Here is a 22,437-nt window from a genome sequence, read left to right as displayed (position 1 = left end):
CCGTCGGGACGGTCACCCGAGCATCGTCGTGTGGCGCGGCCCAGGGGGAAGGACGGCGAGGTGGTAGAGGCGGTGACGCCGGCGCAGTGGCAATGAGGGGGTGGTGGCGAAGGATGAGCACGGGGAGGAATGGGCTCCGTGCAATCAATGCTCGTGCGGTGGGGTGTGTGCGTCCTGTTGGGAGCCACTGGCTGCGAGGCCGAGGACCCAGCCCGCGAGATTCCACCCATCATCTGGAGCGGCGCGCAACTCGACTACGCGCCGCGGCCGGGGGCGTACGAGCTGTGCGAGGGGACGCTGCCGTACATGGATCGCTACGTGGCACTGGTGGCGGATGCGATGGGAGTGGAGGTCGATCGGTCGCTGGTCTATGTGCATGCTTCGGGCGATGGCGACTTGCCGTGCCAGGAGGGGGTCGTAGGCTGTGCCTTCTTCGAAGGCGTGTATTCGAAGGTGGCTCCGCAGGAGCACGAGATCGTGCACGGGGTACGCGGATGGAGTGGGTTCTCGCCGGGGTTCTTCGAGGAGGGCGCGGCCGAGGTGTTCGGCGACGACGCCCGCGCCGCCGTGCGGGTGATGTCGAACGGCAGCCTGATGGAAGGCATCGAGGCGGCGAGCGTCGAGACCGGTCTGCCGCTGCGGTGGTACCCGCGCGCGGGGCACTTCGCGGCGCACCTGCACGAACGGTACGGGCCGGAGGTCACGCAGGAGCTGCTGCGACGGACCGATGCGCGCGCGGGGGAGGGGCGGGCGATCGAGGTGATCGAGGCGGTGACGGGCGCGGGGTGGGACGAGATCGTGGAGGAGTATGCGAAGGTGCCGGAGTGCGCTCAGGCTCGATATCGCTATCCGCTCCATGGCTGCGAGGAGCCGACGGTGCTGCGGGCCTGGTGTGATGGGGACGAGTCGGTGGGGATCATCGAGAGGATCGCTTGCGACGATCCGGACACGATCGGGCCGCGCAACGGGGAGATGTGGACGACGATCGCGGTGGAGGTGCCCGAAGACGGGGACTATCGGTTCGTCGCGCGACTCGGTGAGGGGGCGGTGGGGTCGGAGATGACGATCGAGGAGTGCGCGGTGGGGTGCGACAAGATCATGGCGAAGGTGCCGATGGGGGGCGGGAACTCGATGGAGGTGTTCCTGAGGAAGGGGAGGTATGCGCTGCGGTTGACGCGACCGGAAGGGGAGCCGGCGGAGGTGAGGATGGAGATTTCGGGGGCGGGGTGCGGGTGACGCGGCGAGCACGGGCCGGTTTGGACGTCTACGTGTCTACTCGTGCTTGCTGAGGCGTGCTCGCCTTCGTGGTTTGGCCGGCTGTGGAGCGGTATCGGGCGTGACTTCGTGGCCGTCACCGGCGGGGGCGAGCTGGGCGTAGAGTTCGTGCAGCTTGTCGCGGAGGACGGCCTTGGGTGGGAGCATCGTCTGGTACTCGGCGACGAGCGTCGGCGAGGTCGTGCGAGCGAGGGCGTACTCGACGACCTCGTCGTCCTTGGTCGCGCATAGCAGGACGCCGATCGAGGGGCGCTCGTGGGGCTTCTTGACGTCGCGGTCGAGTGCCTCCACGTAGAATCCGAGCTTGCCGAGGTGCTCGGGCTCGAATTTGCCGACCTTGAGCTCGAAGGCGACCAGACACTGCAGCCCGCGGTGGAAGAACACGAGGTCGATCGCGAAGTCCTGCTTGCCGACCTGCACCGGGTACTCGGAGCCCACGAAGCAGAAGTCGCGGCCGAGCTCGGTGATGAAGCGGCCGAGGTTGCGCACGAGGGCGCGGTGGAGATCGTGCTCGGAGTGGCTATCGGGGAGCGAGAGGAACTCGAGGCTGTAGGCGTTCTTGAGCTCGTCGATGGCGGTGGGGTGGATTCGTGTCAGCACTGCTGACGCTTTCTTCGCGACGGACGCGCCCCGCAGGGCCGCGCCCGACTGGATCTGACGCTCGAGCTCGCGCTTGGTCCAGCGCTCTCGGATCGCGGCGAGAACGTAGAATTCACGTGTCTCCTCCGGCTTTGCCTGGCTGAGGATGACGAGGTGGTGGGTCCACGGCAATTGTGTCACCAGCGGTGACACTCTTTCGTGATCTCGGTACGCCTCGTAGAACTGCCGCATGCGGAAGAGGTTCCGCCTCGTATAGCCACGCAGGCTTGGGTAGCGCCGGGCCAGCGTTGCGGCCAGCTCGGCGACCACGCCGTCGCCCCACTCGGCATTCGCAATCTTCCGGCTGATGTGCTCGCCGAGCTGCCAGTAGAGCGTGACGAGCTCGACGTTGACGGCCTGGTAGGCACGGCTGCGCGCGGCCTCGATGAGCGAGACGACCTCGGTGAACCGGGGGTCATCGCTGGGAACGAGCGCGCGGGAGCGTCGCCGGGATGGGGTGCCGGTGGCGCGGGGAGTGAATGGGCGAGCGGCGGGGGCTTTCTTCGCTGGCCGTTTGCTCGGCTTGGTGATCGCGCGCTTCGTCATGGCTTCGGGATCTCGGTCGTCGACCCAACGAGCATGGGGCACCAGTGGCCTCGTGCCCTCGTTCGGGGTGCAGCGGACCGCGTGCTCGGTGCAGGTCGTTCGTCCCATCGTAGCAGGGGTTGGGCCAAGCGACCGTGTCGAGCGGGAGCGAGAAGTGGGGCTTTGGGGACCAGTTGCGGGTCTTCGCATTCTTCTGGGCACCCCTCGCCTACCCACGCTCGAACGTCACCCGATACACCGGCGTCTTGGTCAGCCGCCCCTTGCCGTCCTCGACCCGCGCCACGAACTTCCGTGCCCCCGCCTTCTCGGCCGTCAGCGTGAACACGTACGTCGAGCCCTCGCGCCGGCACGCGAACGGCACCGCCTCGTTCTGCTCTCCGCACCGCAGTCGCACCCCGCGACGCCCGTACCAGAACAGATCGACCTCCCGCACGTCGGCGTCGCCAACGTCCACGTACACCGAGAACTCCTGCCCCGCGATCGCCTGCGCCGAGCGCTGCACCGCCAGCGTGGGCCGCTCGCTCGACACCGCGGGCTCCGGCGGCGTCTCCTCCTCCACCACGAACCGCCGCGGCCGCTCGCCCACCGCGGCCACCAGCCGCTGCCACGAGCTCTGCTCCGCGTTCCCGTCTTCGCAATCCCGGTCCTCCCACTCGCCGCACCCCGACGAGACCACCCGGAATTCCTTGGGCCCGCAGGTCTCGTAGCTCATGATGTCGCTGCACTCGCGCGTGTGATCGAGCCCGAGCGTGTGCCCGACCTCGTGCGCCACCGTCTCGCACAGCGATCGCGCCTCCACGCCCTGGGGCTGGAACACGAACACCACCGACCCCTCGAGCACTCGATCGGCATGCGGTGCGATTCCACCCACCGTCTCGGCGAACCCCAACAGGTCCGGCGTGCCCCCCACGTGGGCGACGGTGTACGCCCCCGTGGCAGGCACCTCGTCGACCACATCCACCCCCAGCCCATCGAACCTCTCCTGCACACAGCGGCGGAGCTCGTCCCACTCGGCGTCGCTACCGCGAAACGCGGGGATCTCCACCGATGCCACGCCCTGACGCTCGAGGATCCCCGAGTACCCGAGCCGGGACGAGTCGTCCTCGGCCGCCACCACCAAACCCCCATGTCGATTCAGCACCACGGTGACCGGTCCCGCCGGGCGATCGGAACGGAGCAATCGAGGAAGGGTCCAGCCTTGCTCGCGCGCAATGGCCACGGTCGTCACGCCCGTCACCGCCGTCACCACCGTGGCCCCGAGCAGCGCAACCGCAATCCTGGACATGTTCCCACCGACGCCCGAGCCCGGGCCGGTGATTCGTAAACCAGCAGAAAACGGGGAAGGTTGGCCCCATGGGGCACCTTGCCCCGTGCACGTTCGTGCTCAGCTCGGCGTGCGCAACTCGGTGCGCGCACCGTGACCCACGATGCCCGCTTCGCGTGCGTCCACGTCCAGCTCGCCCCCGTGGGTGACGATCGCCCGCGCGCGCGGGCACACCACGTCGACGCGCCGCGTTCGGTGCAGCCGCAGCGTGCACGACTCGTGATCCCCGATGTGCAGCTCGGCGTAGGCCCCTCGCAAGAGCGCGCAGTCGATGGGCGTGGTGCCACCCGCGGTGGTGAGGCTCTCGACCACCAGCACGTCGGGGCCGGTGCAGTGGATCCACAGCGTCGGTGCATCCCACTCGACCACGAAGCCGTCCCCTCGATGAGCACCGCGTAGCTCCAGCTCGAGCTCGCCTCGGACCTCGCGCTCGAGGTTGAACACCACGAGGTAGTCGGCGGAGTACTCCACCAGATGGCCCGGCAGATCCACCGGGTGCTCGGGCGCGGCGGCCGACCACAGCCGCACCACCACCGGTCGCCCGAGCCAGCGCTCGAGCAGCGGCTCGTAGGCGCGGGCGCGCGTGCGCGGCAAGGAGGGACCGTGTGCGTCGCCGTCCTCGGGCTCCTGGGAGAACCCGGTGGAGAACGAGACCGCCGAGCTCACCTGGGCCACGGCCAGCATCACGGCCCGGGACAGCGCATCGCCGAGGGCGTCCACGAAGCCCGCGAGCGCGCGCAGGACCAGTCGCACCGGGCCGGGTCGCACGCAGCGCTGCAGCTGGGCCTCTCGCAGCAGGCGCTCGGCCGGGGTCAGCGCGTCGACCGAGCGGCACAGCCCCACTCCGTCCCGTACCGCTCGTTCGAAGATCAGCGCCGAGCCCTTGGCGAGGCCGCCAGCCTCGACCACCGCGGCGTCGAAGCGCACTTCGATCCCGTCGGGAACGACGACCAGGTCACCCCACTGTGCCCGACCCTTGGCGTCGGCGAACGTCACGTGGAAGTCGTCGAGGAGGGTCAGGCACTTGTCGCGACGGTAGCGGCGCGCGAGCGTCGACGCCACCACCACGGCGAACACGAGCAAGAGCGCGAGGGTGAACGCATTGTCGAGCAGGGTGTACCAGAGGCTCTGGAGCGCCGGGGTCGATGCCAGCATCACCCCAAGTATGAGATCCGAGTCGGCCGCTGCCCGGTCGCGGCGCCCGCGTCGTGCGGGCTCGTCTCGTCTCGTCTCGTTTGGGGCGCCAGCGGAGCGGAGCGATGTACGGCCCGCTCAGCCCGCGACGTTGCACGCGATGGGGCCGTGCGCCCGGTTGTTGTCGGGCCGGCACTCGACCCACGGATGCGGCGGCATGCCGTCGTCGACCACGACCCACAGCTCGGTGTTGCCCAGGCGCAGGTCCTCGCTGGCCTCGGGCAGCAAGAGCGTCACGTCCTCGGCCTCGGCCGGGTAGAGGATCTTGGTGGTGAGCTCGGTGCCGAGCAGCACGCCGCCCGCCGAGGGATCGCCCTCGTAGAAGCCCACCGCGACCCCCTGGGGCACGGCGGCGCGCCCGAGGTTGCGGACGCGGGCGATGGCGCCGAACTCGTCGGGCGAGCAGATCCCGATCACGGTGGCCACCAGATCGGGGGCGGAGAACTCACCCTCGGGCTGCACGTTCTGGCGGAAGTTGTTGAGCCCCGCCACCGACCAGTTGGCGACCTCCGCGGTGGGGATGGTGCCGTCCTCCTCCACGTTGGTCACGTGGTAGGCGTGCTGGTTCCACACCCGGCGCGTGCGGACCCACTGGTCGTCGCCGAACACCCGCAGGCCCCGCTGCTGCGAGCCGTCGTCGGGGCACAGGATGCCGTGGTAGTCGTTGCTGATCACCACGATGTCGGCGTGGCCGTCGTTGTCCACGTCGGCCACCAGCGGGTACTCCTCGAGCGTGCCGGTGGTGTTGCACTCCTGCAGCACCACCGCCCCCGTGGCGCCGTCGTAGATCCTCAGGTACTGCTCGTCGCCGTAGACCACCTCGGCGCTGCCGTTGCCGTCGAAGTCGAACACCGACGAGCCGGTGCGGCGCGACGAGCAATCCTGGGCGGGGGTGATCCACAGCAGGGTGTCGGCGTCGGCCACGGCGGGGTTCATGAGCGCCGCGCCGTCGAACACGGCGTAGCCCACCCCGGCCGCCACGCCCACGTCGGGGGTGCCGTCGCCGTTGAAGTCGGCGATGGTGGGGGGCCCACCGCCGGTGCCGCCGGAGCACTCGCCGAGGGCACCGTTGATGTTGATGTTCTGGCGAATGATCTCGGCCCCGCCGGGCATGCCCGGGTTCACGCGCCACAGGTAGAGGGTGTGGTTGCCGTTGTTGATCACGGCGATCTCGGCCCCGCCGTCACCGTCGAAGTCGGCGACCGCGGCGTGGTGTCCGCTGAGGCCCACGTCGGCCACCGGGGTGCCGTCGGCCTCGAACACGTAGCGCGGACCCACCACCTCGAGGCGACCGTCGCCATCGACGTCGGAGGTGACCACCGCGAACTGGGTGGGGTAGGTGGCCTCGGTCATGCCGGTGACGCCGTCGATGATCCCGCCGAGCTCGATGACCTCGGCGGTGCCGTCCTGATCGAGGTCGGCGATCGAGGGCATGAAGCAGCCGCCGGCGTACTCCGAGACCCAGCGCTCGATGCCGTTGGCGTCGAAGGCCCGCACGCGGCCGGTGTTGGTGCAGGTGACGATCTCGTTGCCGGCCACGCCGTCGATGTTGCCGCCCGCGATCGAGCGCCCGGGGTGCACCTGGTCCGTGCCCGGGTTGACGAACCACTTCTCCACGATCATGCCGTCGACGATGGAGATCGCGCGCAGCGTGCCGTTGTTGTTGTAGTCGCTGCCCGCGAACGTCGAGAACACGATCTCGGGCAGGTCGCGCTCGTCGACGACCATGTCGCAGTTGTCGTCGTCGAGCTGCACGACGATGGGGGCCATCATCGAGTTGCCCAGGTCCCAGTGGTACTTGAGCACCGGGGCGAAGCTGGTCTGCGGGATCACCTCGCACTGGGGCAGGCAGTCGATCTCGCCGCCCTCGGTGGGCTCGACCCCGGGCGGGCACTCGGGCGGCTCGGGCAGGCACTTGCCGGTGGCCAGCGAGGCGCCGCCCTGGCACATGCCCATGCCGCCGCCCTGGCCGGGCTCGCCCAGCGAGTACTCGCAGTAGTTGCCGTCGGGGCACTCGCTGGCGTCGACGCACTCCGCCCCCGGCACCACGCACTGCTGGAAGGAGCACACCTCTTGCTCGGCACAGCACACGGCGTCGCAGGCCTTGTCGGCGGCGCAGCACACGTCGCCCACGCACACGCCCTCGCAGGTGTCGTCGCACGCGGGCCCGCCGGTGGTGGTGGTGCCGGTCTCGTCGACCGCCTCGGTCTCGCCCACGCTGGTGGAGCCATCGGTGCCGGTGGGGCCGCTGGCGGTGATGATGCCCGTGTCGGTGTCGGCACCGGGGCGGGTGTCGTCGCCCGGACACGCGGCGAGCAGGGCGAGAGCCGACAGGAGGAACAGCAGGTCGGGGCGGGCAGAGGCGAGGGACACGAGCGGCCTTCCGGATCGAGGGTCGTGAGGGGGTGCGGGGCCATTGGACACCACCAGGAGGCCCCACGTCCGGACGAAAAGAGGGTGGGAGAGGGGGAATTGGGAGCCGGGGAACCCCCGAGTGCGCAGGGACGCGCGGTGTGTGGCAGGACGCTGGTGGGCGGCGGTGGGCTCGGGCTACTCTCCGAGCGGCATGAAGGGTCCGCGGTATGCGCACTGGGTGCTCGCTCCCGTGCTGACGATCGGCATGGGGATCGGCCCCGTGGTGGCCGCGGCTGCACCGGCCAAGCCCACCGCGACGGCCACGACCGAGCCGGTCGGCGAGGAGGCGGAGCCGTCGACGGAGGCGGCGGAACCATCGACGCCATCGACGGAGACGAAGGCGGAGCCATCGACGGACGGAGAGCCGTCGACGGAGGCAGAGCCGTCGACGGAAGCAGAGCCGCCGACGGAAGCGGAGCCATCGACGGAAGCGGATGCCGAGCCCGGAGTCACGCCCGAGTTCACCGTACGCCCACGCCCGATCACGAGCTCGCCCGAGGTGGCTGCCGCCGAGGTCGATGTTCCCTCCAACGAGGTGGTGATCGATCCGCGGCGTCGCCGTTCCGACGAGCGCATCCTCATGCGCGCGGGGCTGCTGTCGCTGGGCGTGGCCGGGGCGGCGCTCGTGCCCACCCTGATCGGAGCCCAGCAGTCGAGCGAGGCGCAGCGCGTGCTGCAGCGGCTCGACACGGACTCCGAGGCCCAGGCGCGCGCCGACGTGCAGCGCCACCAGCAGTCGATGAACCGCATGGCGTTGATCTCCGGCGCGGTGACGATCACGAGCGCGCTGACCGGGGCCGTGCTGCTCGGCGTGTGGCTGCACGGACGCAGCCGATCCGACGCGCCCGTGCTCGCGCCTTCGGTGAGCCCCGACACCGCGGGCGTGGTGCTCCGCGGGCGGTTCTGACGGCCCCCCGAGCGCAAGGGGCCGCTATTCCGGCACGCGGTCGGGCTCCGGGGGATCCTGCACGGTGAATTGCCACCGCAGCACGGGCGACTCGAAGTCGTTGTCGTCGGTCAGCCACGCCGAGATCGCGTACTGACCCGGCACCGCGGCGTCGATCCGCGCGCGCACGTCGATGACGCCCGACGCGGCGCCCTCGGGCGTGGAGGGCTGGTCGCCCGGATCCTCGGGATCGTGGCCATCGAGGCCCACCGACAGGCACTGGATTCCGTCGGCGCTCACGTCCTCGTCCTCGAGGCCATAGCCGAACGGGCAGATGAGGCGGCTCGGGGGCAGGCCGGGGCGCTCGTACTGGAGCGTGACGTAGTCGAGGTTGCGCTCGAACGCCTCGAAGCCGAACACCAGCACCAGGGGCTGCGGCTGCGGGCTCGTCAGGAGCACGGCCCCGTTGTCGTGCTCGAAGCGCGAGCACGTGACCACGCGGGGCTCGCCGTCGTCATCCACCACGACCCCGCCGCCGGGTCCGAGTTCCACGCACGAGGCGGTGAGCTCGTAGGCCTCGGGCCCGTATTCGAACGTGGGGCAGGCCGCAAGGAGCGGCAGCACCACCAGGAGGCGCGCGTGACGGATCACCTGGGGGTGGTGGTACCACGAACCTGGTCGGCGACCCAAGCCGCCGGGGACGGCGGTTGCTCGGCGGTTGGGGCGCGATGCGGTCCCCGTGGCGTCAGCACTTGCCGCCCTTGGTGACCTTGTCCTTCTTGAGGCAGAACGCGCCCAGGTCGACCCCGTCGGCCCCCGAGGGCGAGAAGCGCGGGCCGCCGAAGAACTCGACCTTGCAGGACTTGGGCTTGGTATCCAGCGCCACGCTGCCGAACGCGTTGGCCGTCATGCGTCCGGTCTCGCCGGGCTCGAGGTAGTAGAGCTCGGGTCCGAACAGGTAGGCCGACTCCACGCGATTGTCCTTGCCCGCCTTGCAGCTCACCTTGGCGGTGACCCCATCGTTTTGGTTGACGGGCTTGGCGATGGTCACGTCGGCCTGGATCTTGAGCTGGAACTTGCCCGTGGCGCCGTAGGGCTCGGCGAGCTCGAGACCGACCTCGTCGACGGTGACCGACTCGGCCGCCAGGGGGGTGGGCGCCGGCACGGGCGGCGCCGCGGGATCGCAGCGGCTCGCGGTGAGCTTGCCGTCGCGAAAGCACGAGTCCTGCAGACGGATCTCCTCGTACTCGCCGAACGTGCCGGGCTTGGTCTTCCACAGCGACGTGGTGATGTCGCAGTCGTTGGGCATCTCGGACAGCTCGTAGGCCGAGCTCCAGTAGAGCGCAGCGGAGCGCGCGACGGTCTCGCCCGGCTCGTAGGTGAACGGGCCGGCCATCAGGTTGGCCTGGCCGATGTCGGCGAACGTCTTGCTGCCCACGCGACAGCCGGTCTTGAAGGTGAGCCGCACGTTGTTGTCCTGCGCTTCGTTGATCTGCAGCAGGTACGACAGCTCGAGCCCCTTGGAGCCGCCCAGGCCCCCGCTGCGCTCGACCTCGAGCTCGGCCACCTCGACCGGCTTGGTGGCGCCCGACATGGGAACCGCGGCCAGCTCGGGATCGCATGCGCCGTCGGTGACCTCCGTGCCGGTCCAGCAGGCTCGACCCACCGGGACCGACAGCCCCCCGCCAAAGCCCGCCACGCGCATCTCGAGCTGGCATGGCGACAGCGTCGAGCCGAGCCCCTGCGAGTAGAGGGTGCCCTTGATCTCGGCCTCCTCGCCCACCGCGTACTGCTCGAGCGGCTTGGCGTAGTGGGCGTTGAGGTAGCCGGTGTCGGCGACGACGCGGTCGTCCTTCTTGCACAGCGACTTGACGTGCACGTAGGTGGAGTTGCCCAGGACCTGGTTCAGCTTGGCCTTGGCGGTGATCTCGATCATGCCCGAGCTGCCGAACAGGCCGCCCATGGGCTTGACCGCGATGCCCGAGAGCGCGACGGGGCGGCTCGCGGCCTCTTCGGCGGCCTTCTTGGCGTCCTCGGCGGCCTTGGCGTCCTCGGCCGCCTTGGCCTCTTCGGCGGCCTTCTTGGCGTCCTCGGCGGCCTTCTTGGCCTCCTCGGCCTTGGCGTCGTCGTCCGTCTTCTTGGCCTCGCCGCCCTCGGCCTCGGCCTTGGTGTCGTCGGCCTGCTTGGTCTGCTCGGCGTCGGTCTTGGCGGGGGTCTGTTCGGGCGTCGTTCGTTCGCCGCCGCCGGTCAGCGCGTCGCAGCCGGTGGCGAGCCACAGCGCGAGGGGAACGAAGAGCGGTCGCGGCCAACGTTGGGGTCGTGGGGCTCCCATGGCGCGCACGATGGCAGAGGCGACGACCCCCGTCCACGGGGGCCGCGGCGCGCGTACGCGCGAGGGCTCACGCGTGCGGACGACGCCACCGATCGCGCTCGAGGCATGACGGGGGACGTGCGGCCGGTGGGCGTCAGCGCGCGTTGGGTGCCGTGATGCCCAGCGTGCGCATGTCGTGGGTGAGGGTCTCGCGCAGCCCTTCGTCGAGCGGTCGGACGTGCCAGCCGAGCTCGCGGCGAGCCTTGTCGCTGCGGGCGGTATAGGTCACGCCTGCCGCACTGCGCAGGGACTCGGAGCGATAGCTCGAGGGCAGCGGCACATGGCGCTCGAGCCGTTCGATCGCGGAGGCGATGGCCCGGATCGGCGCGGCGGGAACCCGCAGGCGTGGCGCCTTGATCCCCGTGATTGCCTCGGCGAGATCGAGCGCCTGTGGCAAGCCGTAGGGCTCGCCGGCGAGGATGTAGCTCTCGCCCGCCTGGCCCTTCTCCATCGCCAGGATGTGGCCGCGCGCGACGTCGTCCACGTGGGCCCAGCAGTAGCGCGCGCCCTGGGGCACCAGCGGAAGCCGGCCGCGCAGGTACTGGATGAAGGCATCGTGCAGGGGCCCCTGATCGCCGGGGCCATAGACGACGCTGGGCATCACGACCACCAGCGGCAGGCCCTCTTCGATCATCGGCAGTGCGACGCGATAGTGGGCTTCGTGCTTGGTGCGCTCGTACTCGCTGAGCATGGGCCCGTCGTAGCGGTAGGTCTCGTCGACGAGCTGACCGTGGGTGTCGGAGAACACGGCCACCGTGCTGGTGTAGACGCCCTTGGGAATCCGCAGCTGCTTCATCAGCGTGAGCACGTTGCGGGTGCCACCGACGTTGATGGCATGCGCCTGGGCGGCCTCGTCGCTGCCCAGCTGGTACCAGGCCGCGATGTGGAACACGCCATCCACGCCCTCCATTGGTCCACGCATGGTCGAGGGCTCGCGGATGTCGCCGGGGAACAGCTCCACGTCCAGCTCGCGCAGCGCCTTGGCCTGGCTGGGGTCGCGCACCAGGGCGCGGATCTCGTGCCCGACCTCGCGGAGCTGGCGAACGACTGCACCGCCGACGAACCCGGTGGCTCCCGTGACGAAGTATCGCATCGGCGGCGGACGCTACAGGCACGCGGAGCGTGAGGGCAAGGCCCGATCAGTATCCCCGCAGTCGCCGGAGATCTCGGAGGTCGCGCTTGCTCGGGCGTCCCGTGCCGCGATCGCGCGTGGCGGTCTCGACCAGCAGCGCCTGCTCGTCCTTGGGCGGTGGCGGAGGGGTGTGATCGACGTAGAGCGTGCGCGCGACGCTGGCCGGCCCGCGTCGCTCGCCGAGCGCCGCCACCTCGAGGATGCGCAGACCCCCGGGCGTACGGACCTCGAGGCGATCGCCCACGCGCACGGACTTGGCGGCCTTGACCGAGACGCCGCCCACCTTCACGTGGCCGGCTCCGCACGCGTCGGACGCCAGCGAGCGCGTCTTGAACATGCGGGCGGCCCACAGCCACTTGTCGATGCGGACCTCGGTCGGCTCGGGCACGGCGTCCAGGATAGCAGCCCACTGGCGTCCGATGGCGGGCAGCAGGGCGGTGCTGGAACGCTTTGCCGGGGCGGGTCCTGGCGTGACATCATCGGCGCGATGCGGAAGGGCTGGCATGTGGTGCTCGTGCTCGCGCTCTTCGGATGCGCCACGGGCAGCGACGAGACCCCGACGGGCGGGCCCGGCGTGGGCCCAGGCGTCTCCACCACCACGCCGGTCGGCGACACGACGGCGAGCATGGAGGGCACCGGGAGCGAGGGCGGCTCGGCGGGCAGCGGCGAGGGCAGCGAGGGGCTGGACGAGACCGCGGGGAGCGATGGACCTCCTCCGCCGGGCGTGTGCCAGGGGATGGTGGGCACCGGCGTCCTCGGAGGCGTGTGCACCGATGGCTGCGACTGCGCCTCGGGTCGCTGCTTCCAGATCTCCCTGGGCAGCGCGTGCTCGGAGTGCCTGAGCGACGTGGAGTGCATGGCCGCTGGCGCGGGCACCTGCTCGGTCGACCCCTCCACCGATCCCCCGTTTGCGCGCTGCACCCAGGGGCAGCTGGGGGTGATGTGCGAGCCCGGCAGCAGCGGGTGTCAGCCCGGCCTGGTGTGCACGCAGCTCATCGACACCCAGGGTTTCTTGCCCGACTACTTCTGCAGCGAGTGCGAGACCGCGGCCGATTGTGCGGGCGGTGGCACCTGCGTGCCCACCGTCGACATCAACGGCGGCATTGCGCTGGGCTACCTGCATTGCGCGGCTCCGGGCTCGCTGGAAGACGGGGAGCTGTGTCCGCTGCTGCCCGGGGGCACGGGCAACGGCACCCCGTGTGCATCGGGCCGCTGCGCCGTGACCGACATCGGGGGCCTCGGGATCGCCGAGATCGGCGTGTGCAGCTCGTGCGTGGACGACGTCGATTGTCCCGCGGGGCAGACGTGCCAGGACGCCGAGGTCGACGAGAGCGGCGCGACTCCGGCGACGTGCGCCTGACCGACGACCGGGCCGCCATCGATCCATCCGAAGACAGCGTCGAACCCTCGGAGGTGGTCCGCCCGTTGGCCGGGGGTTGGCCAACGGGTCGGCCACCTCGTGTCCTGCGCGGCGTCACCTCGTCCAAATCTAGTCGAGCATCGAGCAGTAGTCGGTGTCGGGGTCGTCGGTCAGCTGCAGGTCGATGAGATCGTTGGTCGCGATCGCCAGCGCGTGCATGAAGTCCGCGAACAGCTCGTCGTCATCGCGCAGCGCGGTCGAGAGCTCGAGCTGGATGCCGCCCGCGCCCGGGTCGGCGGGCGACAGGCGATTGACGATGTTGTCGGTGCTCTGCCCCGACAGGCCCGACTCGCCGAGGTGCCCGTTGACGTCGAGCTTGGGGCTGCCGGGCGCGTGGATTTCGTAGAGGACGTTGGTCCCCACGGTGCGCTCCTGCTCGAGCCGCTGGACCAAGAAGCACTTGAGCTGGCGTCCGGCTCGACCACCGACCACCACCCCCTTCTTGCCGTTGGCGAACCCATGAAGCGACAGCGTGTACTTGTAGGGGCCGGCATCGGCGAGCAGCGCATAGCCAGGGAACGCACCAGCCGAGACCTGGGTGGCGGTGATGTGCCAGCGACGGTAGGCTCCGCCCCCATCCCACAGCCCCACCGCCTCCCACGTGCTCGGGGCCTGGCCGAGCGCCTCGAGCGTGGACAAGAACTGCGGGAGCTCGTTGGTGATGTGCTCCTCGATGCTGCCACCGTGGGGAGCGACCACCGCGAGCACGTCGTCGTGCAGCTCCACGCACTCCCGAAAGGACCCGTCGTTGGCGCTGGGCTCGGGGAAGTGCACGTGGGCGGTCGTTTGGCCGCCGCTCACCACCACGGTGGTGCCGGGGGCCATGAGCACCACCGTGGCCTTGGGTTCGTCGTCCAGCACGTCCTCCGTGTTCTCGTCGCCGAACAGCTTGTGGAAGCCGTTGTGCTCGTCGGAGAAGTTTCCGTCTCCGTCGACGTCGTTGGGTAGCCAGACCTCGACGCGCAGCTCGGGGACCCCGGGGACGATCTCGGCCACGCTGAAGTTGGCGCTGGAGCCGGGGTCCACGTCGTCGAGGATCACCCGCACTTGCCACGCCGGTCCCGTGTCGTCCACCTCGCCCTCGTGGATGCCGAGCTCGTTCGCGAGGCCCTCGGAGATCCTCACCTGCTCGCGACGACGCAGCTTGTTGGTCGTGCCCTCGATGCCGGCAATCGTGACCTCGTGGACGCGCTTCGCGGGGGCGTCGAAGCTCGTGCCGTGGAGGTCCTCGCAGCGAACGGAGGCGAGGTCGGGGGGCGCGGCGGGCATGTCGGTACAGTGGGCGAAGGGGGGCTCGGTGGTCCCATCCACGGCGCAGGTCGGAGTGCCACCGTCACTTGCACACTCGTCGTCGGTGACGCACTCGGAGCATACGCCGCCGAACGGCAGCGCGAAGCAGTGACCCGATGCGCAGGCACAGTCGTCGACGCACGGGCTGCCGAGGGGGGCGATTGCAGTGGATCCATTACAACCACTCGGCCCGGAGCCATCGCCTCCGGTGTCACCCAGACCATCGTCGCCGGACGACGAGCTCTCGACCGGGAAGTCGGCGGTGATGCCCTCGGAGTCGAACAGGCCGGTCGTCATCGGTGCTCCGGGCTCGGTGCCGAGCGGGCCGGACGGCCGCGCGTCCTCCCCCGTCGAGCATCCGACGGCGGTGAGCACGAGCAGGAGCGAGGCAAGGGGGGCGGTGGGGACACTCAGTGTTTCCATGAGTGCGACCGTGTCACGACCGCACGGTTGCAATGAGTGTCAGGAAGGGAATTGCTTAAAAATTCTGCATGGTTCGATCGATCGATCTGAACTATGCACGATTGAGGACACGAGCTTCACAATTCATCGATCGAACGACCGTGAAACCATGCGAATACGGTCGATCGGTCGATCGTGTCGATCGACCATTCCGGTCGATCCATCAATCGAATCGGCACTCGAAGTCGGCACTCGATCGAGCCCGGCAATCGGCTAGCGACGGCCGCGACGAGCCACCGCTCGCCACCCGCGACGCGCCGAGGTGCTCAGATCCTCGAGCATCGCGTAGGCGGCAGGCAGGAACACCAGCGTCAGGATGGTGCTGCTGGTGAGCCCACCCGCGATCACGATCGCGATCGAGTGGTAGTAGACCCCGGCCAGGGTGGGGTGGTGGATGAGCATCGGCACCAACCCGAGGATCGTGGTCACCATCGTCATCAGGATCGGCCGGATGCGATCGCGTCCTGCGTGCCGCAGCGCCTCGTCGCGGCTCTGCCCCTGCGCACGCAGCTGCGTCACGCGATCGACGAGCATGATCCCGTTGTTGACCACGATCCCGATGAGGATGAAGAACCCGACGATGGCGGTGGTGTCGAGCGTGGTCTCGGTGAGCCACAGGGCCCAGGGCGCGCCAAAGCAGCCCAGCAAGCAGGTCACCAGGATCCCCAGCGGCTGCAGGAAGCTCTCGAACAGCGAGGCCATCACCGCGTAGACCAGCAACAGGCACAGCCCGAGGTTGACGAGCATCTCGTTGCCCGCCTCCTGCTGATGTCGCCACTGGGTGCCGCGCCCCCAGCCATAGCCGGGCGGCATCGGGAAGTCGGCCATGGCCTGCTCCACCAGCTCCCAGTGACCCCGTGGATCGGCCTGGAAGAAGTGCACCTGGAGCTTGATCTCGGTCTGCCGATCGACGCGCTGGATCCAGAACGGGCGCGAGGCCAGCTCGATCGTGGCCAGGCCTCCGAGCGGCACGTCCTGGCCGTCGGCCACCGGAATTCGCAGGTCGCGGAGCTCGGCCACGCCCGCGTCCTCGCCCTCGCCGGGGGCGACCGACAGGCGCAGCTGGATCTCGCCTCGAGGGCCCCGCACGCTGCCCAGCGGCAGGCCCTGGAAGGCCAGGGACACCCGGCGCGCCACGTCGTCGGCGGCGAGACCCAGCGTGCGCAGGCGGGCGCGGTCGAGGTGGATGTGCAGCTCGACCGCCCCTTCCTCGTAGGGGGTGGTGATGAAGTCGTAGGTGCCCGGCTCCTGGGTCTTGCGGTCGCCGCGGGTCAGGCGGGCCTCGAGATGAGCGGCGGCGGCCTGCGACAGGGTCATCAGCTCGGCCATGTCCTCGCCGCGGAGGGCGAACTCCACCACGCGGGGATCGTTGTTGTCGCGCCAGTGCATGCGACGCTCGCCCAGCCGGTACTTGACCCCGGGCTGGTCCGGCAGCGCATCGCGGACGCGGGCCTTGAACGCCGCGGCTTCCTTCTCGCTCTGGAACGGCTCGGACGGGTAGGCGCGGCAGTTGCCCCAGAAATCGCCCCATGCGCAGGAGACCGAGGCGATCCCGACCTCGTCCTTGCGCGCGAGCAGGGATTGCTCCACCACCTCGACCAGACCACCGATCTTCTCGGAGCCGCGGCTGCCGGCCATCTCGAGCAGGATCGGCATGTTGTCGTCCTGGACCTCGGCATCGCCGAGCTTCATCGCGTCCAGCAACGGCGCCCCGGGCACGATCACCGAGACCGCGAGCCCGAGCCCCACGAGCACCGAGAGCCGGGGCCACCGCAGGGTGCGCTGGATGACCCACGCATAGGCGCCGGCCAGGCGATCGAGCACGGGGTGATGCACGGGCTTGGGCTTGGGCGCAAGGAGCCGCCCCATGAGCAGGGGCACCGCGGTCTGGGAGATCACCAGGCTCGCCACCAGACCGATCGCCACCGTGCTGCCCAGCGGGCGCAGGTAGGCCGCCATGCGATCGGTGGGCTCACCCAGCTGCAGCGGGATGAACACGATCACGGTGGAGAGGGTGGAGGCGATCGTGGCAAAGCCCACCTCGCGCGCGCCCAGCTTCGCGGCGCGCAGCGGCGGCTCCCCGCGACGGCTGTGGGCGGCGATCGCCTCCACGATCACCACCGCGTTGTCGATGAGCATGCCGACCGCGAGCACCAGGCCCAGCATCACGATGCAATCGAGATCGCTGCCGCGCAGGAACAGCACCGCGCATGCCGCCGTGACCGCGAGCGGGATGCAGATCGCGGCCGCGAACGTGGTGGTCCATCGATGCAAGAACAGCAGGAGCACCAGGAACGCCAGCAGGCCGCCCCACAGGCCCGTGTTGCGCAGGTCGTCGAGCGTCTGCAGGATGATCTTGCCCTGGTCGTGGACGACCAGCAGCTCGATGCCATCGAGGGCGGGGTCCTGGCCCACCCGCTCCACCTCGGCCCGCACCCGCTGGGTGACCTCGACCGTGCTGGCTCCGGCGGCGGCGAAGATCTCCAGGCTGACCGCGTGGCGTCCGTTGAGCGTCTTGCCGTCGCGGTTCTCCTCGGGGTGCACGCTGACCTCCGCCACCTCGCCCAGGGCCGCGAAGCCGCGGTCGGGCGGACCGGTGGGCAGCGCCGCCGTGCCCTCGCCCGCGCGCATGGACGTGGTGGTGGTGGTGGTGGAGAGCGAGTCGCCGCTGCGGCGCAGCGGCAGCTCGGCGAACGCCTGCGGGTCGGCCTCCCGCGCGGGGGCCCGGATGCCCGATTCCCACCCGCCGGGGCCGTCGCCCGGTCGTAGCACGCCGAGGCTTCGTCCCTGTCGCGCCTGCCGGACCGAGTCGCTCAGCTCCTGCAGCGAGACCCCGGCACGGCTGACGTCCTCCACGTCGATCGCGATCTCCAGCTCGTGGGGCGTGACCCCCTGCAGATCGACGCGCGCCACGCCGGGCACGCGCTCGAGCGCGCGAACCACCTTCTCCTCGATGAGATAGTAGTCCTGCGAGAGGTCGGTGCCGCTGGAGATCAGCATCTCCATCACGGGGTCGTCGTTGTCGTCGCCCCGGGTGCCCATCTCCACCCGCTGCACGAACTCGGGCAGGTTGGGTCGCACGCGCTCGATGCGGTCGCGCAGCTCGAGCTTGCGTGCGTCGAGATCGGTGCCCGGCTCGAACTCGAGGTTCATGCGCACGCCCCAGGTGCCGGTACCCACCTGGATCCGCTCGAGGTCGCGGATGCCGGCCACTTCCTCCTCGAGCGGGCGCACCACGTCGCGCTCGAGCACCTCGGGGCTGGTGCGGGCGATCGACACCCGGATCCACGCGTTGGCCGAGACGCGGCGCGGCAGGAAGGCCAGCGGCATCTGGGTGGCTCCGATCACGCCGAGCACCAGCACGGCCACGAGCAGCATGCCGACCGTGACCGGCCGCGCGAGCGCGACGTCGGAGAGGCTGAAGCGGCGCATGGCCCGTCGAGCATAGGACGGGGGGTTCGACGTGCCCAGCCGCGGCTCCCCAGCACCCCGGCGAGGGCGGGAGCGGCGGCGAAGAAGCTTCCTAGAACGTCCTTGGTCGAGGGCGGCCGTCGCGTGGTGCAGGCGGACGCCGGCCGGAGGAACAACGGGGAGCGTGAACGTGGGTCGATCGGGATTGGGTCGAGCAGTGGTCGTGGGCGTGGTCTTGCTGGGCATCGGGTCCGGCTGCGAGGTCGAGGACGAGCCGATGCAGGAGCCGCTCGTCCTCGAGCCGCAGGCGCCGGACGAGGTGGTCGCAGGGAAGGCAGAGGTCGAGGTCCTCGATGGAGTTGCCGTGGCCTCGCCGCCTCCCGGTCATGGGGTCGCGATCGAGGTGATCTACGACGACGGCCAGATGGAGCTCATCACGGTGACGACCGATGACGAGGGGCGGGTGGCACAGCACGACGCCGACCCGCGGTGGGGGCTGGTGGCGCCCCCACCGGCGCAGGCCGTGTGTCCGGACAAGTGCATGGACGATCGCATGAGCCTCACCGGATGGCACTGGAACGGCCCGATTCGCTGGTACTACCGCGACGCCGGGCGCCCCGCCGCGCTCGACATGGCCGCCACGATCGAGGCCCTCGTCGATGGGGCCGCGGGCTCGCCGTCGGCTCGCGACGCGTGCTTCCTGCCCGATCAGGTGGGGGCCCTCCAGGGCTACATGGGCCAGACCAACGTCGCGCCCAACATCGGGATCTTCGGCGACTCGATCCTCTGCGGGTTCGACGACTCCACGAACGTGGTGGGCTGGGCCGACCTGCCCAACAACGTCCTCGGAGTCACGTGCACGTGGTTCGCCAATGGTGGCGTCGCGACCGGCACCGACATGCTGTACGACGACGCGTTCGCGTGGTTCACGAGCGCTCGAGTGCCCGCGGGGTGCGTCGATCAGTACTCGCTGCGCGGCGTGGCGACCCACGAGTTCGGGCATGCCTTCGGCCTCGGGCACTCGCCGGGCAACTCGTGCAACCTCACGATGTACCCCTCCACCGGGCCCTGCAACCAGGGGATGCGCATGTTCGGGTGGGGCGACGTGCTGGGGCTCCAGGCGATCTACTAGCCGCAGCGTGCCGCGGCGGGTTGCGCGATCTGCGGGAGTCCGTCGGCGGGCCACGCGTGGCGCCTCCGGTGGTCCCCGCCGCGGGCGAGACCACCGTGCCGCGGTCCCGGTGTTCGCCGCCGCCGTCGCCAAGTACCATCGCGACGCTCATGCCGGACATCGTCAGCCCCATCGACGACCAGGTCGCCTATACCTACAGCGAGCTCGGCGAGGCCGAGGCGTTGGCCAAGCTCGACCGGGCCGACGAGGTGCAGCGCCAGTGGCAAGAGGTGCCGCTGTCACGGCGTCTGGAGGTGTGCCGCGCCATGCTGCAGCGCTACGGCGAGCTCGAGGAGCACTACGCCGAGCAGATCACCCGCATGATGGGCAAGCCCCTGGCCCACGCGCGCGGCGAGTATCGCGGCCCCATGCGCGAGCGTACGCTGGCGCTGTGCGACATGGCCGAGGCGGCGCTGGCCGATCACGTGCTGCCGCAGAAGCTCGGGTTCGATCGCTTCATTCGTCGCGAGCCGGTCGGCACCGTGCTCGACATCGCGGCGTGGAACTACCCGCTCATCATTCCCATCAACGTCGTGGTGCCCGCCGTGCTCGCCGGCAATGCGGTGGTGGTCAAGCACGCCCATCAGACCGCCCTGGTGGCCGACCAGCTCGAGCAGGCGTTCACCGCCGCCGGGGCCCCCGAGGGCCTGGTGCAGGCGCTGCCGGTCGATCACGTGACGGTGGCCGAGCTCATCGCCAAGCGTCGCTTCGGCTTCGTGGCCTTCACCGGCTCGGTGCGGGGCGGCCACGAGGTCTATCGCACCGTGGCTCACGAGTGCTTCGTGGGGGTCGGCCTCGAGCTCGGCGGCAAGGACCCCGCGCTCGTGCTGCCCGATTGCGACTTCGACTTCACCGTCGACAACCTGGTCGACGGGGCGTTCTTCAACGCCGGACAGAGCTGCTGCGGCATCGAGCGGATCTACGTGCACGAGCAGCTCTACGATCGCTTCGTGGACGCCTACGTGGCCAAGACCCGGCAGTACGTGGTGGGCAGCCCGCTCGAGGCCACGACCACCCTGGGCCCGGTGGTCAGCGCCACCGCGGCCGAGGGCATCCGCGCGCACATCGAGCAGGCGCTGGCGATGGGCGCGCGGGCCCTGTGTGGCACCGCCGACTTCGCCATGGGTGATCTGGGTCCCTGCTACGTCGCGCCGCACGTGCTGGTCGACGTGGACCATCGCATGGAGGTGATGTCCGAGGAGACCTTTGGACCCGTGGTGGGGATCATGAAGGTCGCCGACGAAGACGAGGCCGTGGCCCTGGCCAACGACTCTCGCTACGGGCTGACCGCCTCGGTATGGACGCAGGATGCCGACCGCGGCCTGCGGCTCATGCGTCGGCTGCAGGCGGGCACGGTCTACATGAACCGCTGCGACTACCTCGACCCGGGCTTGGCCTGGACCGGGGTCAAGGACTCGGGCCATGGCGCCTCCCTGTCGCCGCTGGGATTCCTGTCGGTGACCCGGCCCAAGAGCTACCACCTTCGTACGCAGACCTGACCATGACCGACACGATCCCCCGCATCACCCTCCCGCCCCAGAACTCCGCCCAGCTCGCCCGGATGCTCGACGACCGCGGCATCCGCCACCACAAGATCGGCGCGTTCGACATCGATGGCGTGCTGCGCGGCAAGTACGTCGATCGGGGAAAGCTGCTGTCGGCGGTCGAGCAGGGCTTTGGCTTCTGCGACGTGGTGCTCGGCTGGGACAGCAATGATCAGCTCTACGACAACACGGTGGTCTCGGGGTGGCACACCGGCTATCGCGATGCGCCGGTGAAGCTCGATCCCACCACCGCGCGCGTGCTGCCGTTCGAGCCCGCGACCGTGCTGGTGATCGGTGGGTTCACCGGCGACTACGCCACGGTGTGCCCCCGGGGGGTGCTGCGCCGCACTCTCGAGCGCGCGGCTGGGCTGGGCTACGCGGTCAAGGCCGCGCTCGAGTACGAGTTCTTCGTGTTCGACGAGACCCCTCACAGTGCGCGCGAGAAGGGCTACCGCAACCTGCGGCCGTTCACGCCGGGGATGTTCGGGTACTCGGTGATCCGCAACACCGTGCACCACGAGATCTACCACGAGCTGCTCGACTCCATGGCCGCGATGGACTGCGCCATCGAGGGGCTGCACACCGAGACCGGGCCCGGGGTGCTCGAGGCCGCCATCGGGGTCGACGACGCCGCGCGGGCCGCCGACAAGGCTGCGCTGTTCAAGACCTTCACCAAGGTGTTGTTCCAGCGACGCGGGCTGATGGCCACCTTCATGGCCAAGTGGAGCAACCAGTATCCGGGCCAGAGCGGTCACGTCCACGTGTCGCTGTGCGACGCCAATACCGACGTCAACCTGTTCCACGACGCGGCGCGGGAGCACGAGCTGAGCGAGCTGATGGGGCACTTCTTGGCGGGGCAGGTGCGCTACATGCCCGAGCTGTTGCCCATGGTGTGCAGCACCATCAACGCCTACCGCCGGCTGGTGCCGGGGATGTGGGCGCCCACCCACGCCAACTGGGCGGTCGAGAACCGCACCACCGCAATCCGGGCGATCCCGGGCGGGGCCAAGGGCACGCGCAGCGAGTACCGGGTGGGGCCGGCCGACGCCAATCCCTATCTCGCGCTCGCGGCCGCGATCGGCTCGGGCCTGCGGGGCATCGAAGAGCGGCTGCCGCCGCCGCCGCCCGTGGTGGGCAATGCCTACGAGAACCCCGGCGAGCACGCGGCCACGCTGCCGGGCACCTTGCGCGAGGCCACGGCCAAGTTCCGCGAGTCCACCGTGGCGCGCGAGCTGTTCGGCGACGTGTTCGTCGAGCACTTCGCGGCGACCCGCGACTGGGAGGACCGCGAGAACCGCAAGTACATCAGCGACTGGGATCTGGCGCGCTACTTCGAGATCATCTGAGCCGAGCAAGG

The 22,437-nt window shown here is 70.0% G+C and carries 16 protein-coding genes; 6 read left to right on the top strand and 10 right to left on the bottom strand.

All coding sequences use genetic code 11. From position 1 onward, the window contains the following. Positions 1 to 138: 138 nt before the first annotated feature. Complete coding sequence (locus tag OEB96_RS41030) at positions 139 to 1,236, top strand: hypothetical protein (protein ID WP_266222393.1); 1,098 nt, start codon at positions 139 to 141, stop codon at positions 1,234 to 1,236. A 36-nt stretch (positions 1,237 to 1,272) separates the two neighbouring features. Here OEB96_RS41030 and OEB96_RS41025 read toward each other — a convergent pair whose 3' ends face one another. The 4 genes from OEB96_RS41025 to OEB96_RS41010 form a co-directional block, all read right to left on the bottom strand. Next, positions 1,273 to 2,460 carry a PDDEXK nuclease domain-containing protein gene (locus OEB96_RS41025; RefSeq protein WP_266222392.1) on the bottom strand — a complete coding sequence of 396 codons (1,188 nt, stop codon included), beginning with the start codon at positions 2,458 to 2,460 and terminating at the stop codon, positions 1,273 to 1,275. A 208-nt stretch (positions 2,461 to 2,668) separates the two neighbouring features. Then, the gene (locus OEB96_RS41020; protein WP_266222391.1) at positions 2,669 to 3,745 is read right to left on the bottom strand and encodes a matrixin family metalloprotease; all 1,077 of its coding nucleotides are present in this window, start codon (positions 3,743 to 3,745) and stop codon (positions 2,669 to 2,671) included. A 99-nt stretch (positions 3,746 to 3,844) separates the two neighbouring features. After that, positions 3,845 to 4,939 carry a hypothetical protein gene (locus OEB96_RS41015; protein WP_266222390.1) on the bottom strand — a complete coding sequence of 365 codons (1,095 nt, stop codon included), beginning with the start codon at positions 4,937 to 4,939 and terminating at the stop codon, positions 3,845 to 3,847. Positions 4,940 to 5,056: 117 nt separating this feature from the next. Continuing rightward, positions 5,057 to 7,351 (bottom strand): FG-GAP repeat domain-containing protein, encoded by a 2,295-nt coding sequence (locus OEB96_RS41010; protein WP_266222389.1) that lies wholly within the window; start codon positions 7,349 to 7,351, stop codon positions 5,057 to 5,059. A gap of 193 nt (positions 7,352 to 7,544) precedes the next feature. Between OEB96_RS41010 and OEB96_RS41005 the strand changes: the two genes are divergently transcribed. Then, the gene (locus tag OEB96_RS41005; RefSeq protein WP_266222388.1) at positions 7,545 to 8,300 is read left to right on the top strand and encodes a hypothetical protein; all 756 of its coding nucleotides are present in this window, start codon (positions 7,545 to 7,547) and stop codon (positions 8,298 to 8,300) included. A 24-nt stretch (positions 8,301 to 8,324) separates the two neighbouring features. Here OEB96_RS41005 and OEB96_RS41000 read toward each other — a convergent pair whose 3' ends face one another. From OEB96_RS41000 to OEB96_RS40985, 4 genes are all read right to left on the bottom strand, one after another. Beyond that, positions 8,325 to 8,930, bottom strand: a complete 606-nt coding sequence (locus OEB96_RS41000) for a hypothetical protein (RefSeq protein WP_266222387.1) — start codon at positions 8,928 to 8,930, stop codon at positions 8,325 to 8,327. A gap of 94 nt (positions 8,931 to 9,024) precedes the next feature. Beyond that, the gene (locus OEB96_RS40995) at positions 9,025 to 10,611 is read right to left on the bottom strand and encodes a hypothetical protein (RefSeq protein ID WP_266222386.1); all 1,587 of its coding nucleotides are present in this window, start codon (positions 10,609 to 10,611) and stop codon (positions 9,025 to 9,027) included. Between the two features lie 133 nt (positions 10,612 to 10,744). Further along, complete coding sequence (locus OEB96_RS40990; RefSeq protein WP_266222385.1) at positions 10,745 to 11,743, bottom strand: NAD-dependent epimerase/dehydratase family protein; 999 nt, start codon at positions 11,741 to 11,743, stop codon at positions 10,745 to 10,747. Positions 11,744 to 11,789: 46 nt separating this feature from the next. Continuing rightward, positions 11,790 to 12,170, bottom strand: coding sequence for an RNA-binding S4 domain-containing protein (locus OEB96_RS40985; RefSeq protein ID WP_266222384.1), 381 nt, complete (start codon positions 12,168 to 12,170; stop codon positions 11,790 to 11,792). A 99-nt stretch (positions 12,171 to 12,269) separates the two neighbouring features. Here OEB96_RS40985 and OEB96_RS40980 point away from each other — a divergent pair, with 99 nt between their 5' ends. Next, a complete protein-coding gene (locus OEB96_RS40980; RefSeq protein ID WP_266222383.1) occupies positions 12,270 to 13,142 on the top strand; it encodes a hypothetical protein in 873 nt (290 codons plus the stop codon). Between the two features lie 129 nt (positions 13,143 to 13,271). On the opposite strand, the gene OEB96_RS40975 is transcribed toward OEB96_RS40980, so the two are convergent. Together OEB96_RS40975 and OEB96_RS40970 are read right to left on the bottom strand one after the other, a co-directional pair. Further along, positions 13,272 to 14,915 (bottom strand): poly-gamma-glutamate hydrolase family protein, encoded by a 1,644-nt coding sequence (locus tag OEB96_RS40975; RefSeq protein WP_266222382.1) that lies wholly within the window; start codon positions 14,913 to 14,915, stop codon positions 13,272 to 13,274. 252 nt (positions 14,916 to 15,167) lie between these two features. Further along, complete coding sequence (locus OEB96_RS40970; RefSeq protein WP_266222381.1) at positions 15,168 to 18,386, bottom strand: efflux RND transporter permease subunit; 3,219 nt, start codon at positions 18,384 to 18,386, stop codon at positions 15,168 to 15,170. Between the two features lie 163 nt (positions 18,387 to 18,549). On the opposite strand from OEB96_RS40970, the gene OEB96_RS40965 reads away from it, so the two are divergent. From OEB96_RS40965 to OEB96_RS40955, 3 genes are all read left to right on the top strand, one after another. Next, on the top strand, positions 18,550 to 19,497 hold the full coding sequence (locus OEB96_RS40965) for a matrixin family metalloprotease (protein WP_266222380.1): 948 nt from the start codon (positions 18,550 to 18,552) through the stop codon (positions 19,495 to 19,497). 149 nt (positions 19,498 to 19,646) lie between these two features. Next, on the top strand, positions 19,647 to 21,035 hold the full coding sequence (locus OEB96_RS40960; RefSeq protein WP_266222379.1) for an aldehyde dehydrogenase family protein: 1,389 nt from the start codon (positions 19,647 to 19,649) through the stop codon (positions 21,033 to 21,035). 2 nt (positions 21,036 to 21,037) lie between these two features. Beyond that, a complete protein-coding gene (locus tag OEB96_RS40955) occupies positions 21,038 to 22,426 on the top strand; it encodes a glutamine synthetase family protein (protein ID WP_266222378.1) in 1,389 nt (462 codons plus the stop codon). Positions 22,427 to 22,437 lie beyond the last annotated feature (11 nt).

Origin of the sequence: Paraliomyxa miuraensis (assembly GCF_026337845.1) — a bacterium.
In the GTDB taxonomy this organism is placed as follows: domain Bacteria; phylum Myxococcota_A; class Polyangia; order Nannocystales; family Nannocystaceae; genus Paraliomyxa; species Paraliomyxa miuraensis.
The sequence above is the reverse complement of the archived record's forward strand: the minus strand, read 5'-3'. Positions and strand labels throughout refer to the sequence as shown.